A 14,624-nucleotide genomic window follows, 5' to 3' on the forward strand; every position below is an offset into this window, starting at 1 on the left:
GACCAGATCTCGGCCAACGGCGCTGCTGCGGCGCCGCCCGCCTTCGCTGCGTCAGAGGCGTCGGGACAGGGGGCTTCGGGCGCGGGTGCGCTTGGGGGAACCGTGCTCACCACGAATCTTTTGCGCTGGAAGGCCCGCCTCTCCCGCCAGTTCGTCGAAGCCCTGGCGGCTCGGCCCCAGGGCACGGTGATCGAGTCCGTGGTGTGGTTCCACTCGCCGTCTTACATGGGCGCCCTCAAGCGGGCGGCCGCGGCCGCAGTGAGCGAACTGGTGGCGGAACGGGAGGAACAGCGTTCGACGTCCCCCTGGCGGGGCCTCTGGATGGGCCCGCCGCCCCGGATCTACGAGGTGCACCTGTTCCGGGCTCCGAGCGGCGCGTACCACCTGCTGGACCGGTGGGGCATGCCAGCCGGCAGGCGCTGGCTTGGCGAGGGCCTGGGCGAGGCGGGCAGCGAAGAGGTAGCCGTGGGGCACCTGGTGCGGCTCAGCCCGCGGCGGATCATCGTGCACCTGGCGGACGAAGCCCCCATCCAGGCCGGCTTGCGCGCCGCCTTCCCCGGGCGGGTCTATACGTGCCGGGGCTGCCCACGCTGCAGCCTCAGCGGGCGAACACCGGCGCCCTCCCCCTCGCGCTGATCCCTTGCCCAGGCATACCCATGGGTATGTGCCGAGGAACCTGCGCCGGCTGCGGAGAAGCGGCAGGAGTGAGGGGGAGAGTGGCGCGTGCCGGTTCACCTTCTGCTCATACCGCTTATCGCAGCAGCAATCGGCTGGATCACCAACGTGGCCGCCGTCCGGCTGCTCTTCTGGCCCATCCGGCCGATCCGCCTTCGTGGTACGCCGTGGGCGGTCCAGGGTGTCTTTCCTCGCCGCCAGAAGGCCATCGCCGAGAGCATCGGCCGGCTCGTGGAAGAGGAGTTCCTGCGCCCCCAGGATGTGATGGCCTCGCTGAACGGTGCTGTGCGCAAGGAGGCCGCCTCGGCGCTGGAGGCGTACGTCGCCGAACGCCTGCGAAAGGGTCTGCCGCACTTCCTGCCAGCCCGGGTGCGGGACGCGGTGACGGGGTACGCGGCAGATCTGGCGCGCCGTGAGGCGCCGGGCGTGGTGAGCGACCTGGCCGGGCGGCTGGAGGAGCGGATCCGGTCCGAGCTTCACATCGGGGCCATCATCGGCGGTCGGATGAGGAGCCTGGAGCTTGGCGAGTTCGAACGAGCGCTGGTGCGGATCATGGGCCGGGAGTTGCGGTGGCTGGAAGCGCTGGGGGCCGTCATGGGGTTTCTCATCGGGATCGTGCAGGTACTGCTGGTCTGGCCTTGACCGCTGCCCGCCGTTCTGGCTAGGATGAGGGCAAAGCACGAAACGCCTGGGCGATGAACGGGACGAGTAGGCGGGTCTCCGGGCGTCAAGAGAGCGGGGCCCTGCGACCGGCAGGAAGCAGGGGTGCGAGCTTCCGCCGCCCGAACTGCCGAAAACCGCCCGTGAGCTGCGGCCCGAACGGCCCCGAACCGGCCCAGTAGGCGCCGCCGGGTTGGCCCGATACAGCCTTCCCGAGAGGGCCGGTGTTTCGTCGGCCAAGCGGGGTGGAACCGCGGGAGTTCCTCTTTCGAGCAGCGACGACCAAGGGACTCCCGTCCCGGCAGGGACGGGAGTCCCGGTTTTTTTCAGGCGGGAGGTCTTCGGCCATGGCATCCGGTTCGGCAGTCGAAGTCTGGATGAAACAGCCCAATGGGAGGGTCGCGTCGACCCGCGCCCAGGCCGACGAAAGCGTTCACCGGGTTGCTGAGCGCCTGGCGCCGGAGGCGGCCGGGCGAGCGGTGGTCGCCAGGCTCAACGGCACCCTGGTCGACCTGGCACGGCCCGTAGGGAGCGGCGGCGAACTCGAGCTTTTCGACGCGGCGAGTGCCGTGGGCCTGGACGTGGTGCGCCACAGCACCGCACACCTCATGGCGCAGGCGCTGCAGCGGCTGCTGCCCGGGACGCGCCTTGCCATCGGGCCCACCATCGAGGACGGGTTTTACTACGACGTCATGCCGCCCCGGCCGCTGTCCACGGACGACCTTCCGGCCATCGAGGCGGAGATGCGGCGCATCGTCGAGGAGAATCTTCCCATCGTGCGGGACGAGATGGCTCGCGACGAAGCCATCCGCCTTTTCCGGGAGCGAGGCGACAAGTACAAGGTCGAGATCCTGGAGGAGCTGGCCGAGCCCGTGGTGAGCCTTTACCGGCAAGGGGAGTTCGTCGATCTGTGCCGGGGGCCGCACGTCCCGAGCACGGGGTACCTCGGGCACTTCCGCCTGCTGAGCCTGGCGGGCGCGTACTGGCGCGGCGACTCGTCCCGGGACCAGTTGACCCGCATATACGGCACCGCCTTCCCGACGGAGGCGCAGTTGCAGGAACACCTGCGCATGCTGGAGGAGGCGGCGCGCCGCGACCACCGCAAGCTGGGGCGGGAACTCGGGTTGTTCCTCTTCGCCGACGAGGGTCCGGGCTTCCCATTTTACCTGCCGAACGGGGTCATCGTCCGCAACGCGCTGGTGGAGTTCTCCCGTTCGGAGCAGCTTCGCCGGGGCTACCTGGAGGTCGCCACCCCGCTCATCCTGCGGGACTCGCTGTGGCGGCGGTCCGGCCACTACGAGCACTACCGGGAGAACATGTACTTCACCGAGATCGAGGGTGAGGGCTTCGCCATCAAGCCCATGAACTGCCCCGGGGCGTTCCTGATTTACGGAAGCGAGGTGCGAAGCTACCGGGACCTGCCCCTGCGGCTGATGGAGTTCGGGCTGGTGCACCGGCACGAGCTGTCGGGCGTGCTGAACGGTCTGAAGCGGGTCCGGGCGTTTACCCAGGACGACGCGCACATCTTCCTGCGCCCCGACCAGATCACCCGGGAGGTGCTGGGGGTGCTGGAACTCATCGAGTACCTCTACAGCACCTTCGGCTTTCCGTACCGCATCGAGCTGTCAACCCGTCCGGAGAACGCCATGGGCCCCGAGGAACTGTGGGAGAAGGCCACCGAGGCGCTCACGCAGGCGCTTGACGCAAGCGGCCGGCCTTATCAGATCAACGAGGGCCAAGGCGCGTTTTACGGCCCCAAGATCGACTTCCACGTCCGGGACAGCCTGAACCGGAGCTGGCAGTGCGGCACCGTGCAGCTCGACTTCATGGCTCCCGAGCGGTTCGACCTGACCTACGTGGGGGCCGACGGGCAGCGGCACCGGCCCGTGGTGATTCACCGGGCGCTGTTCGGCAGCCTGGAGCGGTTCATCGCCGTGCTCATCGAGCACTACGCCGGGGCGCTGCCGGTGTGGTTGTCGCCCATACAGCTGCGCCTCATCCCGGTCGCGGACCGGCACCGCGAGCGGGCCGAGGTGGTGGCAGGCGAGCTGCGGGCCGCGGGGCTGCGGGTGGACGTGGACGCCCGGGACGAGAAGGTGGGGTACAAGATACGGGACGCTCAGGTGAAGAAGGTGCCCTACATGGGGGTCATCGGCGACCGGGAGGACAGGTCAGGGCAGGTCTCGGTGCGCCACCGCTCCGAGGGCGAGCTTGGCAGCATGCCGCTGGAGGCGTTGAAGGATCGGCTCGTCCAGGAGGTGCAGGCCCGGCGGTAGGCCCGGGGACGCGCTCGCGACAGGGCCCGCACCGGCGCCGGGCCGTTGACTCAAGCACGCGGCCGTGTTAGAATCGCCGCGCATCATGCATCGCCGTACGGCGAGCGGGCTTCGCGGAGGTGGGATCATCAAGCAGGAGCTTCGGATCAACGAGGAGATCAGGGCGAGAGAGGTTCGGGTGATCAGCCCGGAAGGGCAGCAACTCGGCATCCTTCCAGTGCGGGATGCGCTGAGGCTGGCGCACGAGCGAGACCTCGACCTGGTGGAGATCGCTCCCCACGTGGACCCACCGGTCTGCCGGATCATGAACTATGGTAAGTATAAATACGAGCAGAACAAGAAGGAACGCGAAGCCCGCAAACGGCAGAAGGTGGTCGACCTCAAAGAGATCCGGATGACCCCCAAGATCGAGGATCACGACTTCGAGGTCAAGATGCGTTCGGCCGCCCGTTTTCTGACCGACGGGGACAAGGTCAAGATCACGGTGCGCTTCCGCGGCCGGGAGATCGTACACGCAGACCTGGCCCGCAACATGCTCAACCAGCTGGCCGAAAAGCTGTCGAACCTGTGTGTCGTGGAACGCCCGCCCAGGGTGGAAGGGCGTGCCATGATCATGATTCTGGCGCCCCGGCCGGACGCGGCCGTCAGGGCGGCAGCCGGGGTGCAGGCCACCGCGGGTGCGGCGGGCGCGGGCGGTGCAGCCACCCGTGTGGCCGCGCAGAGCCCTGCTGCGGCGGGGGCCGCTGCCGGTCCTGTCCAGGCGGCCGGCGGAGAAGGGTGACGGTCTGAATGCCCAAGATGAAGAGCAAGCGAAGCGCGGTCAAGCGTTTCCGCCTCACGGCTACCGGGAAGATCCGTCGGCGCCGCGCGTACCACAGCCATCTGCTCGGGCCCAAGTCTCCCGGGCGCAAGCGAAGGCTCGTGAGCGACGCATTCGTCTCGGAGGGCGAAGCGCCGCGCATTCGCCGCATGCTACCGTACAAGCAGTACCTCTGAACGGTTCGCCAGTCCAAGCAGGAGGAGGCCGCAAGTTCGCATGCCGAGGGTCAAGGGCGGGCCGTACACCCGCCGGCGGCACCGCAAGATCATCAAGCTGGCCAAGGGCTACTGGGGTGCTCGCCATCGCTGGTTCCGGATGGCCAACCAGTCATTGCTCAAAGCGTGGAGCCACGCGTATCGGGACCGGCGGCTCCGCAAGCGCGACTTCCGGCGGCTGTGGATCGTGCGGATTAACGCCGCGGCGCGTCTTTACGGCCTTTCTTACAGCAGACTGGTGAAGGGGCTCAAGGTGGCCGGGGTCGTCATCAACCGCAAGATCCTCGCAGACCTCGCGGTGCACGACCCGGACGGCTTCGCTCGGCTTGCCGAGAAAGCCAGGCAGGCGCTTGGCGCGGCGGCTCCTGTCGTGTGACGCGGCGCGGCGAGCCATCACGGAAGGCGAAGGGCATTTGGAAGGCCGGCCCGAACACCGCAGTGTCGGGCCGGCCTTGCGTGGTTGAGCGGCGCCGGCAAGCGGGCCGGTGCCGCGGCAGCGAAGAGGGGAGTTGAGCCAGCCTCAGTGGCTCCCATGCGCCGCCGCCGGGCGCGCCAGTTCGCCGTCATCGGGCTGGGCGCCTTTGGATCCAGCGTGGCTGCGACCCTTTACAAGCTCGGCCAGGAGGTGCTCGCCATCGACGCCTCCGAGGCGCAGGTTCAGGAGATGGCTCCCTTCGTCACGCACGCCGTTCAGGCCGATGCCACCGACGAGCAGGCCATGAAGGCGCTCGGGATCCGCAACTTCGACGTGGCCGTGGTGGCCATTGGTGACATCGAGTCGAGCATCCTGGCCACCTCCGTGGTGAAGGGCCTCGGGGTGCCCTACGTAGTTGCCCGGGCATTCAGCGAGCTGCACGGCCGCGTGCTGGAGCGGGTGGGGGCTGACCGGGTGGTCTACCCCGAGCGCGATATGGGCGTCCGGGTGGCTCACAACCTCCTCTCGGGCAACCTCATCGACTACGTCGAGTTGATGCCGGGCTACCGCATCGTCGAGGTGGTGGCGAAGGAGCCTTTCGTGGGCCGGACGCTGAAGACTCTGGATTTCCGGGCCAAGTACGGCATCAACATCCTGGCCATCCGGCGGGGGAGCGAGGTCATTGCCGCTCCCGGGGCGGACACGGTCATCGAGCGCAACGACGTCCTGGTTGCCATGGGGGAAGATGAACGGCTCGAAGAGCTCGAAGCGCTTCCTTGAAAGCCCCCGCCATCCGATCGTCCAAGAGCTGCGGCGGCTGCTGGAGAAGCCGGCCGAGCGGCGCGCCCAGGGGCGCTTCGTCGTCGAGGGGCGCCGGCTCATCGAAGACGCCGCCAACGCCGGGTTGCGGATTGAAGTGCTGCTGGTGGGCAGCGGCCTCGCCGGAGACAGCGCGGCACAGGCCCTCATCGACCGGGTGGAGGCGGCCGGCGGGCGCGTCGTATGGTGCGGAGAACGCATCATCCGGGCGCTTTCACAGACCGAGACGCCGCAGGGCCTCATCGCCGCCGTCAGTGGCTGGAAGCCGCACCACCTCGAAGCGGCCCATCTCCGCCCGCCCGTGCTCCTGCTGGATGGGGTGCAGGACCCGGGCAACGTGGGCACCATCATCCGCACCGCGGCCGGTGCCGGGGCCGGCGCCGTGGTGCTGGGCGAGGCATGCGCGGACCTGTTCAACCCCAAGGTGATCCGGGCAAGTGCCGGGGCGGTCTTCCGCGTCCCGGCCGTTCGCCTTGCCGATGCCAGCGGGCTTCCGGTCGTGGCGGCCGCCATTCGAAACCGCGGCTGGGCGCTGCTGGGGCTTGATCCGCACCGCGGGCGCCCCTACTACGATGAGGCCCTGGTCGGGGACGTGGCCTTCGTGGTGGGCGGTGAGGCCCGGGGGATCACGGAGAAACTGGCGAAGCAGTGCACCGGCTTCCTGCAGATCCCGCTGGCCGGTGGCGTTGAATCGCTCAACGTCGCGGCCTCCGTGGCCGTGGTGCTCTTCGAAGCCGCACGCCAGCGCGCCCGGGACGCCGGCCGCTAGCGTACGGCTTGCTTGTATGGCCGGCAGGCCGCATGCTATAATCGCCTCAGCGCTAGAGCGGCCCTGGCGTGGAGGGTGGGCTCCGTGATGCTCACGGCTGACTTTTTCTGGAGGCTGTTCGAGGCCACGGGTTCCATCACCGCCTATCTGCTCTACCGGCAGCTGAAAAGCCTGGCCCGGTGAGGTTTCCCGATCAGGCTGTTTCGTGAAAGGCGATGCGGGAGAGGAGTACCCGGGAAGGGCCTTCCCAGGGAGGGGCCGGTCGGAGACTGCAAGCCGCCCCGTTGGCTGCCCGGGGAAGTTCGCTCCCAAGCCGCGGGCTGAAAGCCGGGGTTATGGGCAGAGCTCGGTCGAGTAGGCCTGAAGCCGGATGCCCCCGTTAAAGGGCAGCGGGTCACGGCGGCTGGCGAAAAGCTAGCTTGTCGGGCCCGTCAATGAGCGGGTGCCCTTAAGGGCGCCAACCAGGGTGGTACCGCGGGAAGCGGCTCTGTTCTCGTCCTTGGAGTAGAGAGCCGCTTCCCGCTTTTTCGTCTGTTTCGGAAAGGAGCACGTGGGGATGGCCCCGGACGACAACCTTGCAACCCCGTCCATCAGCGAGGAGGCGCTGGCTGCCCTGCGCCACGAAGCGGTTGCTCGCATCGAGCAGGCGGCGAACGCCGAGAGCCTGGAGGCCCTCCGGATCGAGCTGCTGGGCCGGCGCGGGCAGTTGACGGCTCTTTTGCGCCAGCTCGGGCGCATCCCGGACGAGTCGGACCGGCGCCGCTTCGGCCAGGCGCTGAACGAGTTGCGTGGCGAAATCGAGCGCCGCATGACCGACCGCCTGGAGGCGCTGCGCCAGGGCGCCCTCGAAACCCAACTGCGCGCCGAACGGGTGGACGTCACCCTGCCCGGGCGGGCGCCCCAACCGGGCCAGATCCACCCGCTCTACCAGGCGCTGGACGACATCCTGCGGATCTTCGTGGGCATGGGCTTCGAGGTCGTGGAGGGGCCGGAAGTCGAGCTTGACTACTACAACTTCCAGGCGCTCAACATCCCGAAGGACCACCCGGCCCGGGACATGCAGGACACGTTTTACGTCACCGAGGAGGTGCTGCTTCGCACCCACACCTCGCCCATGCAAATCCGTACCATGCTGAGCCGCCGTCCGCCGGTGCGGGTGGTGGTGCCCGGGAAGGTCTACCGGAAGGACGCTGACATCACCCATTCCCCGGTCTTCCACCAGGTCGAGGGGCTGCTGGTGGACGAGGGAATCCGCATGTCCGATCTGAAGGGCGTGCTGACCGAGTTCGCACGGGGGATGTACGGGCCCGAACGGCCGGTGCGGTTTATGCCCAGCTACTTCCCGTTCACCGAACCCAGCGCCGAGATGTACGTCCAGTGCGGGATCTGCGGCGGGGCGGGGTGCCGGAGCTGCAAGGGGTCGGGATGGCTCGAGATCCTGGGCTGCGGGATGGTTCACCCGCAGGTGCTGCGCAACGTGGGGTATGACCCGGAGCGCTACACCGGCTTTGCGTTCGGCATGGGAGTCGAACGCATCGCCATGCTCCGGTACGGGATCGACGACATCCGGCTCCTGTACGAAAATGACCTCCGCTTCCTGCGGCAGTTCTGATGAGCACGCCGAGGCGGGCATGAAACAGGGGTGAAGGTGTAGGCTATGCGCTTGCCCATCAGCTGGCTTCGTGAGTTTGTTGACGTGCAGTTTGAGGCGCGCCAGCTCGCCGAGCGGCTCCAGATGGCCGGGGTGCCGGTGGAGAGTGTGGAACGCACAGGGCAGGAGTTTGCCGGCATGGTGTGCGGGCTCATCACGCGCCTGGATCCGCACCCTGCAAACGGACATCTGAAGGTGGCGCAGATCGACGTGGGCGGCCGCACCCTCCAGGTCGTGACCGGCGCGCCCAACGCCCGCCAGGGGATGTGCGTGGCCGTGGCACCGGCCGGGACGTACGTGCCGGCCCTGAAGGCCAGGGTGCAGGCGCAGCAGATGGGCGGCGTCCTCTCCGCGGGGGTGGTCCTGAGCCCCAAGGAGGCAGGCCTCGGCGAGGACGAAAGCGGCCTGATGGAGCTTCCGGACACGGTGCGGCCGGGGGAGGCTCTGGCGGATGCCCTGGGGCTTGCCGATGACGTGCTGGAGGTGGAGGTCTACCCCAACCGACCGGACTGGATGGGCGTGGTGGGGCTGGCGCGGGAGGCGGCCGCCGTCTTGATGCAGCCGCTAAAGTTGCCCGAGATCACGTACCCCGAAGAAGCCGTCCCGGCCAAGGACCTGTGCGACGTCGAGGTGGAGTCGTACGAGGATTGCCCCCGCTACGTGGCGCGGGTGATCCGTTCCGTTCCTCGCGGGGCTTCGCCATGGTGGCTGGCCGCCCGGCTGTACCTGGCCGGGATGCGCTCTGTCTCGGCGGTCGTCGATGTGACCAACTACGTGATGCTGGAATGGGGGCAGCCGCTACACGCCTTCGACCTCGAGGCACTGGCGGGGTACCGGGTGGTGGTGAGGCGCGCCAGGGAGGGCGAGCAGATCCAAACGCTGGACGGGCAGATCCGGGAGCTTGACCCTTCCACGCTCGTAATCGCTGATGCCGAACGTCCCCAGGCGCTAGCCGGTCTGATGGGAGGGGCGGCCAGCGAGGTGAGCCCGAAGACCACGGCCGTGTTACTCGAATCGGCCACCTTCCGCGGCGCCCTCATCCGGCGTGCGTCCCGGAGGCTCGGGCTCCGGACAGAGGCCTCCGCCCGGTTCGAGCGCGGGCTGCCGCTAGAGCTGGCAGAGTGGGGTTCGCGCCGGGCATGCCAGTTGCTGGCCCAACTCGGCGGCCGGGTGGCCCGGGGAAGCGTCGACCGCCACGATACCGGCGAGAATCGCCCGGTCACCGTCCACCTTCGGGAAAAGAGGGTCAACCGGGTGCTCGGCACGCAACTCGATGCGCAGGCGATGGCCGGCTACCTGCGCCGGCTGGGCATGGACGTGCAAGAGGACGGCGGCGGGCACCTTCGGGTCCGGGTGCCGGACTGGCGCCGGGACGTCCGCGAGGAGGACGACCTGGCCGAGGAGATCGCCCGGCTGCACGGATACGACCGGATTCCAAGCACCCTGCCAGCGTCCACCGCAGCGGGGCGGGTGCCGCCCGAGAGCGAGTGGACATGGCAGATGCGGCGCAGCCTGGCGGCGGCGGGGATGTACGAGGTCGTTACCTACACCTTCATGACCCCCTCAGAACTCGAGCCGCTGGGCCTACCCGCCGGCCACGAGTGGCTGCGGGCCATGGCCATCGCCAACCCCCTGTCGGAGGAATACTCGCACCTGCGCACGACGCTCATTCCGGGGCTGCTGCGAGCGGTGCGGCTCAACGTGAGCCGCCGCCAGGGCGTCATCCGGCTCTTCGAGGTAGGCCGGGTCTTCCGCGCAAAGCGACCCGGTTCCGGCGCCGGCGCGGTGGATGGGGCGGTACCCATCCCTTCCGCCGGCGGCGTGCTTGCGGCCGAGGTGGCCGCCCAGGAGGCGCTTCTACCCGAGGAACGGCTTCACGTGGGGATCGCCATGCTCCTGCTCCCGGCTGCGGCACCTCGACAGTGGTACGAACCGGTGCGGGCGTATGACTTCTTCGACCTCAAGGGCGTCATTGAGGCCGCGGCCCGCCGCGTCGGTGTCACTGTGGAGTTCGAGGCGGCGTCCACCGACGGCTTCCACCCCGGGCGGACGGCAGCGGTCTTCGCCGTGACTGAGTCGGGCCGCGAGCATGCAGGCTATGCGGGGGAACTCCACCCCCAGGCGGCGGCGCGGCTCGACCTGCCGGGGCGGCTCTACCTCGCCGAACTCGACCTGGAAGCGCTGCGCCGGGCACGGCGCGAGGTCTCGGCGAAGACGCCGGGGCGCTTCCCGGCGGTTCAGCGGGATCTGGCCCTGCTCGTCCCGGAGCAGATGCCCGCCGGCCGCGTGGTGGAGCTGGTGCGGGCCCACGCAGGCCCGCTGGCGGAGGAAGTCCGCGTCTTCGACGCCTACAAGGGGGCCGGCGTTCCCGAGGGAACTAGAGGCCTCGGCATTTCGGTGGTGTACCGGGCGCCGGACCGGACGCTGTCGGACCAGGAGGTGGATGCGGCGCGCCTCGAGCTGGTCAGGCGTATCGAACCCGAAGGCGTGCGCCTGCGCGGGTAAGGCGGGGGTAAAGGGAAGCTTCCGCCATTTCCCGAATCGATCTCCCGAGGAGGAGTCGGGGAGCATCCTGGGCGACGCCAGCGCGGCCGACGGGCGCCAGACCAGGCCGGAGCCGGTGCGGGTGCGCATAGCGGGCGGCGAGTACGTCCTTCGGGGCCCCGGGAGCCCCGTGCACCTGCGTGAGCTGGCCTCCGAACTCGATCGGCGGCTGCAGGCAGTCATCGACCGAAACCCTCGATTGGCGCTTCACCAGGCAGCGGTGCTCTGCGCGCTGGAGATCCTGGACGAGCTGGCTTCCGCTCGCGCCCAGCCCAAACGGGCCAGGGGGCACCCGGATGCCTCCCGCCGGACGGGGAGAACCAGGCGATGAACTGGCAGGGCGGCTGGACGTGGCTCGATGCGGTATGGGTCGTCATCATCGGCGCGCTCCTCCTGCGCGGCTTTCTCCGGGGCTTCTTCCAGGAGCTTCTGGAAGTCCTGGTGCTGGCGCTGGCCTTCTACGCGGGAGCCCGCCTCTACACGCCGCTGGCTAATTGGCTGGTTGATCGGTTCGGGCCGCTACCGGAGCAAGCCGCCCGGGCCGCGGCGTTCGGGGTGGTGGCCGCGGCCATCCTCGGTGCCGGCCTGGTGCTGACCGGAATGGTGGTTCACCTGGTGCGCCTTTCGCCCCTGTCGTGGGTGGACAGCCTTGGAGGGGCGCTGGCGGGAGGCGCGAAGGGTCTGGCCGTGGTGGCGGCGCTGGTGGTGGTTCTGGCCGGCCTTCCGCCCGGAGACCTGCGGGACGAGCTTTCCGACTCCGTGATCTCACGGGAACTGCGCGCCCTTCTGCCGGTGGTGTGGGGCGAGATTCGCCAGGCCTTTCCTGACTTCGTCCCGCCGCTCCCGACGCTCTCCGAACCGGGCGATGCCGAACTGCCCGGGGGCGCCCCACGGCGGTCCTCCGGGAGCGGAGCCGTCATTTGAAGAACCTGGAGCTCGCGCAACAGTTCGAGCGCATCGCCTCGCTCCTGGAGATCGTCGGAGAGAGCCCCTTCAAGATCCGGGCCTACCGACGCGTGGCCCGTACCCTCATTGAACTCCCGGAACCCGTCGAAGAGGTAGCCCGCCAGGGTCGGCTTCGTGAGCTACCCGGCGTGGGTGAGGCCATCTCCAGCAAGATCGAGGAGTGGCTTTCGACGGGCAAGATGGGCCTGCTGGAGCGCCTTCAGCAGCAGGTGCCCGAGGGGCTCGCCGAACTCATGGAGATCCCCGGCATCGGCGCCCGTACCGCCGGGCTCCTCTACGAACGGCTCGGGGTCGCGTCGCTGGCGGAACTCGAGGCCGCGGCACGGGCCGGCAAGGTGCGGCAGATCAAGGGCATGGGGGCACGTACCGAGGCCGCCATCCTGGAAGGCATCGAACGCTTCCGCAAACGGGCCGGCCGGCAGCCGATGCCGTATCTTCTGGCGGCGGGAGAGGCGCTGGCTGCCGGCATCAAGGGCCTGGCGGGGGTGCAGGCGGTGAACCTGGCCGGCAGCCTGCGCCGGGCCGAAGAGATGGCCACCGACGTCGACCTGGTGGTGGCCGGGCCCCGGGTCGAGCAGACCGCTGAGGCGGTGCGCGCCTATCTGGGCGCGGGCGTTCAGGAGCAGGCCGGTCCATGGCCGGGTACGGTGCGGATAAGGGGCAAAGCGCCCGGAGGCACCCCCGTGGACGTGTGGGTGGTACCGCTCGAGGCGGTGGCAAGCGCCCTTTTCCTTGCAACGGGGCCTGCCGCCCACGTTGAAGCGGTGACTGCCAGGCTGTCGGAGCGGGGGTGGCGGTGGGAGGCGGGCCGCCTTGCCTGCACGCGGGAGGCTGACAGGGACCCTGCGAACCCGGCCTGGCCTCAGGGCGAGGAGGAGATCTACGCCAGGGCGGGCCTCCCGTGGATAGCCCCGGAGCTCAGGTGGGGGCTCGACGAGGTGGACCTGGCGGCCCGGGGCGAGCTTCCCCGGCGTCTGGTGGAGTTGTCCGATATCCAGGGGGACCTTCACGTCCACACCGTGGCAAGCGACGGCGTCGCGCCTCCCGAGGCCATGGTCGAGGGAGCCCGCGACCGGGGTCTGAGCTACCTTGCTATCACCGACCATTCGCCGTCCCTGACCGTGGCCAGGGGCCTCTCGGCCGAGCGGCTGGCAGCGCACGCCGCCCGCATTCGGGGGCTTTCGCACACCTTGGGCTTCCCGGTGCTGGCCGGCTCGGAGGTGGACATCCGCCCCGACGGCACCCTGGACTACCCGGACGAAGTGCTGGCCGGGCTCGACTGGGTTGTGGCTTCCATTCACTCCCACTTCCGGCTGGACGCCGAAGCCACGACGCGCCGCCTCGTCGCCGCCTGCGAGCACCCGCTGGTCCACGCTCTCGGGCACCCGTCCGGGCGCCTGCTCGGGCGGCGCGACCCGTACGCCGTCGACCTGGAGGCGGTCCTGCGACGGGCCGCCGAGACGGGCACCGCGGTCGAGATCAACGCCACGCCCGACCGGCTCGACCTCAACGCCGACTGGGCCCGCCGCGCCCGGGCGATGGGCGTGAAGTTCGTCATCGGCACCGATGCTCACTCGCCGGCGCAGCTTGCGTTCATGGGTTACGGGGTTTTGGTGGCGCGCCGCGCGGGCCTGTGCCCCGGGGATGTTCTCAACACGGGCGACATCGACGCCCTCAGGCGATACGCCCTCCGGCGACGGGCATAAGGGCCAAGCTGTTTCTTCCACGCCATCCTGAAGAGGGCTGAAGCCTCCAGCGCTTCCGGCCGTCGGCCTGCCCGGGTTCAGGGCAGGCTTAGGCATGGGAGGGAGGCTCTGCGTGGCTTTGCCTCGGCCGAGCGCGGCGCGCAGCTCTTTGGTCGCAGCCCTCTTCCTGGTGATGCTGGCGGCGCCCCCGGCCTCGGCTGCGGCCCTGCCGCCGGGGCGCGGCTCGGGTGAAGATGAGCGGGCCGACCTGACACGGCTCGTCAGCGAAACGGGCGAAGAACTGTTCGTCACCGGGTTCCACCTGCGTCCGGGCGACCGCTTCGTGACACCGGACAACCGACTATTCGAGGTGGTGGCGGTGCGGGCCGGGGTGGCGAGGGCCCGCGAGATGGGGCGGCTCGACAACACCGGACGAGAGTGGAGCGGGCTCTTCCGGCCCCCTCGGGGTGGGGGGGTGGTGCCGGCCGCAGCGCCGCTCGACCGCAGGAACATCCGGGTCGGCATCTATCATACTCACAGCGACGAGTCGTACCTGCCCACGTCGGGAGAGACCAACATCCCCTGGAACGGCGACATCTTCCAGGTGGGAACCGCCATGGCCACGAGGCTTCGCGAGGTGGGGCTCAGGGTCATCCACTCCTTCAACCGGCACGACCCGCACGACGGCATGGCGTACGCGCGCTCCCGCCGGACGGCGCTGCAACTGCTGCGTCAGGGGCCCGCCGCCCTGGTTGACGTTCACCGGGACACGCCGCCTGCCTGGGTGTACGAGCGGAAAATCGCCGGCCAGCAGCTCACCTCCGTGCTGCTGGTGGTCGGCCGCCAGAATCCCGGGATCCGCGCCAATGAGGCGTTTGCGTTCACCATCAAGGGCTACGCGGACCGCGCCTATCCCGGGCTCATCCGCGGAATCCTCTACGCCGCCGGCGACTACAACCAGGATCTGTTTGCCCGCGCCATCCTGGCCGAGGTTGGGTCCACCTACAACCGCCTGCAGGAGGCGGAGAACGGGGCGCGGCTGTTCGCCAACGTGCTGGCGTCCATGCTGGCGGACATACGCATCAGCCCGGACATGCCCGACCCCAATGCCAGGGGTGCGCAGCGCTTC

15 protein-coding genes are annotated in these 14,624 nt (G+C 69.3%); all 15 read left to right on the forward strand.

Annotated features, from left to right (window positions below):
* Positions 1-636: sporulation protein YtxC (gene ytxC / locus AB1609_04785; GenBank protein MEW6045785.1), on the forward strand; the 636-nt coding region annotated here is incomplete at its 5' end.
* Between the two features lie 87 nt (positions 637-723).
* Positions 724-1,317 carry a DUF445 family protein gene (locus AB1609_04790; GenBank protein MEW6045786.1) on the forward strand — a complete coding sequence of 198 codons (594 nt, stop codon included), beginning with the start codon at positions 724-726 and terminating at the stop codon, positions 1,315-1,317.
* A gap of 365 nt (positions 1,318-1,682) precedes the next feature.
* Positions 1,683-3,611, forward strand: coding sequence for a threonine--tRNA ligase (thrS, locus tag AB1609_04795; protein ID MEW6045787.1), 1,929 nt, complete (start codon positions 1,683-1,685; stop codon positions 3,609-3,611).
* A gap of 85 nt (positions 3,612-3,696) precedes the next feature.
* Positions 3,697-4,392: a translation initiation factor IF-3 gene (gene infC / locus AB1609_04800; GenBank protein MEW6045788.1), complete on the forward strand. Its 696-nt coding sequence runs from the start codon at positions 3,697-3,699 to the stop codon at positions 4,390-4,392.
* Between the two features lie 8 nt (positions 4,393-4,400).
* A complete protein-coding gene (gene rpmI, locus AB1609_04805; protein ID MEW6045789.1) occupies positions 4,401-4,607 on the forward strand; it encodes a 50S ribosomal protein L35 in 207 nt (68 codons plus the stop codon).
* A 40-nt stretch (positions 4,608-4,647) separates the two neighbouring features.
* A complete protein-coding gene (gene rplT, locus AB1609_04810) occupies positions 4,648-5,022 on the forward strand; it encodes a 50S ribosomal protein L20 (protein ID MEW6045790.1) in 375 nt (124 codons plus the stop codon).
* Positions 5,023-5,178: 156 nt separating this feature from the next.
* Positions 5,179-5,841 carry a TrkA family potassium uptake protein gene (locus tag AB1609_04815; GenBank protein MEW6045791.1) on the forward strand — a complete coding sequence of 221 codons (663 nt, stop codon included), beginning with the start codon at positions 5,179-5,181 and terminating at the stop codon, positions 5,839-5,841.
* Complete coding sequence (locus AB1609_04820) at positions 5,807-6,649, forward strand: RNA methyltransferase (protein MEW6045792.1); 843 nt, start codon at positions 5,807-5,809, stop codon at positions 6,647-6,649. Before AB1609_04815 ends, AB1609_04820 begins: the two co-directional genes overlap by 35 nt.
* A gap of 87 nt (positions 6,650-6,736) precedes the next feature.
* Positions 6,737-6,832 (forward strand): YqzL family protein, encoded by a 96-nt coding sequence (locus AB1609_04825; GenBank protein MEW6045793.1) that lies wholly within the window; start codon positions 6,737-6,739, stop codon positions 6,830-6,832.
* Between the two features lie 373 nt (positions 6,833-7,205).
* The gene (pheS, locus tag AB1609_04830; protein ID MEW6045794.1) at positions 7,206-8,261 is read left to right on the forward strand and encodes a phenylalanine--tRNA ligase subunit alpha; all 1,056 of its coding nucleotides are present in this window, start codon (positions 7,206-7,208) and stop codon (positions 8,259-8,261) included.
* 45 nt (positions 8,262-8,306) lie between these two features.
* Entirely contained in the window at positions 8,307-10,805 is a 2,499-nt protein-coding gene (gene pheT / locus AB1609_04835; protein MEW6045795.1) for a phenylalanine--tRNA ligase subunit beta, read from the forward strand.
* On the forward strand, positions 10,744-11,175 hold the full coding sequence (locus AB1609_04840; GenBank protein MEW6045796.1) for a cell division protein ZapA: 432 nt from the start codon (positions 10,744-10,746) through the stop codon (positions 11,173-11,175). Before pheT ends, AB1609_04840 begins: the two co-directional genes overlap by 62 nt.
* Positions 11,172-11,768 carry a CvpA family protein gene (locus tag AB1609_04845; protein ID MEW6045797.1) on the forward strand — a complete coding sequence of 199 codons (597 nt, stop codon included), beginning with the start codon at positions 11,172-11,174 and terminating at the stop codon, positions 11,766-11,768. The genes AB1609_04840 and AB1609_04845 overlap by 4 nt, the downstream gene beginning before the upstream one ends.
* Positions 11,765-13,516 carry a DNA polymerase/3'-5' exonuclease PolX gene (gene polX, locus AB1609_04850; protein MEW6045798.1) on the forward strand — a complete coding sequence of 584 codons (1,752 nt, stop codon included), beginning with the start codon at positions 11,765-11,767 and terminating at the stop codon, positions 13,514-13,516. Before AB1609_04845 ends, polX begins: the two co-directional genes overlap by 4 nt.
* A 112-nt stretch (positions 13,517-13,628) precedes the next feature.
* Positions 13,629-14,624 (forward strand): stage II sporulation protein P (gene spoIIP / locus AB1609_04855; protein MEW6045799.1); only part of this gene is annotated, 996 nt, incomplete at its 3' end.

It is taken from the genome of Bacillota bacterium, assembly GCA_040754675.1.
Taxonomy (GTDB): domain Bacteria; phylum Bacillota; class Limnochordia; order Limnochordales; family Geochordaceae; genus Geochorda.

Coding starts and splice junctions, on each gene's coding strand:
- thrS (MEW6045787.1), top strand. CDS start 1,683: ATGGCATCCGGTTCGGCAGTCGAAGTCTGGATGAAACAGCCCAATGGG.
- infC (MEW6045788.1), top strand. CDS start 3,697: ATGCATCGCCGTACGGCGAGCGGGCTTCGCGGAGGTGGGATCATCAAG.
- rpmI (MEW6045789.1), top strand. CDS start 4,401: ATGCCCAAGATGAAGAGCAAGCGAAGCGCGGTCAAGCGTTTCCGCCTC.
- rplT (MEW6045790.1), top strand. CDS start 4,648: ATGCCGAGGGTCAAGGGCGGGCCGTACACCCGCCGGCGGCACCGCAAG.
- AB1609_04815 (MEW6045791.1), top strand. CDS start 5,179: ATGCGCCGCCGCCGGGCGCGCCAGTTCGCCGTCATCGGGCTGGGCGCC.
- AB1609_04820 (MEW6045792.1), top strand. CDS start 5,807: ATGAACGGCTCGAAGAGCTCGAAGCGCTTCCTTGAAAGCCCCCGCCAT.
- AB1609_04825 (MEW6045793.1), top strand. CDS start 6,737: ATGCTCACGGCTGACTTTTTCTGGAGGCTGTTCGAGGCCACGGGTTCC.
- pheS (MEW6045794.1), top strand. CDS start 7,206: ATGGCCCCGGACGACAACCTTGCAACCCCGTCCATCAGCGAGGAGGCG.
- pheT (MEW6045795.1), top strand. CDS start 8,307: ATGCGCTTGCCCATCAGCTGGCTTCGTGAGTTTGTTGACGTGCAGTTT.
- AB1609_04840 (MEW6045796.1), top strand. CDS start 10,744: ATGCGGCGCGCCTCGAGCTGGTCAGGCGTATCGAACCCGAAGGCGTGC.
- AB1609_04845 (MEW6045797.1), top strand. CDS start 11,172: ATGAACTGGCAGGGCGGCTGGACGTGGCTCGATGCGGTATGGGTCGTC.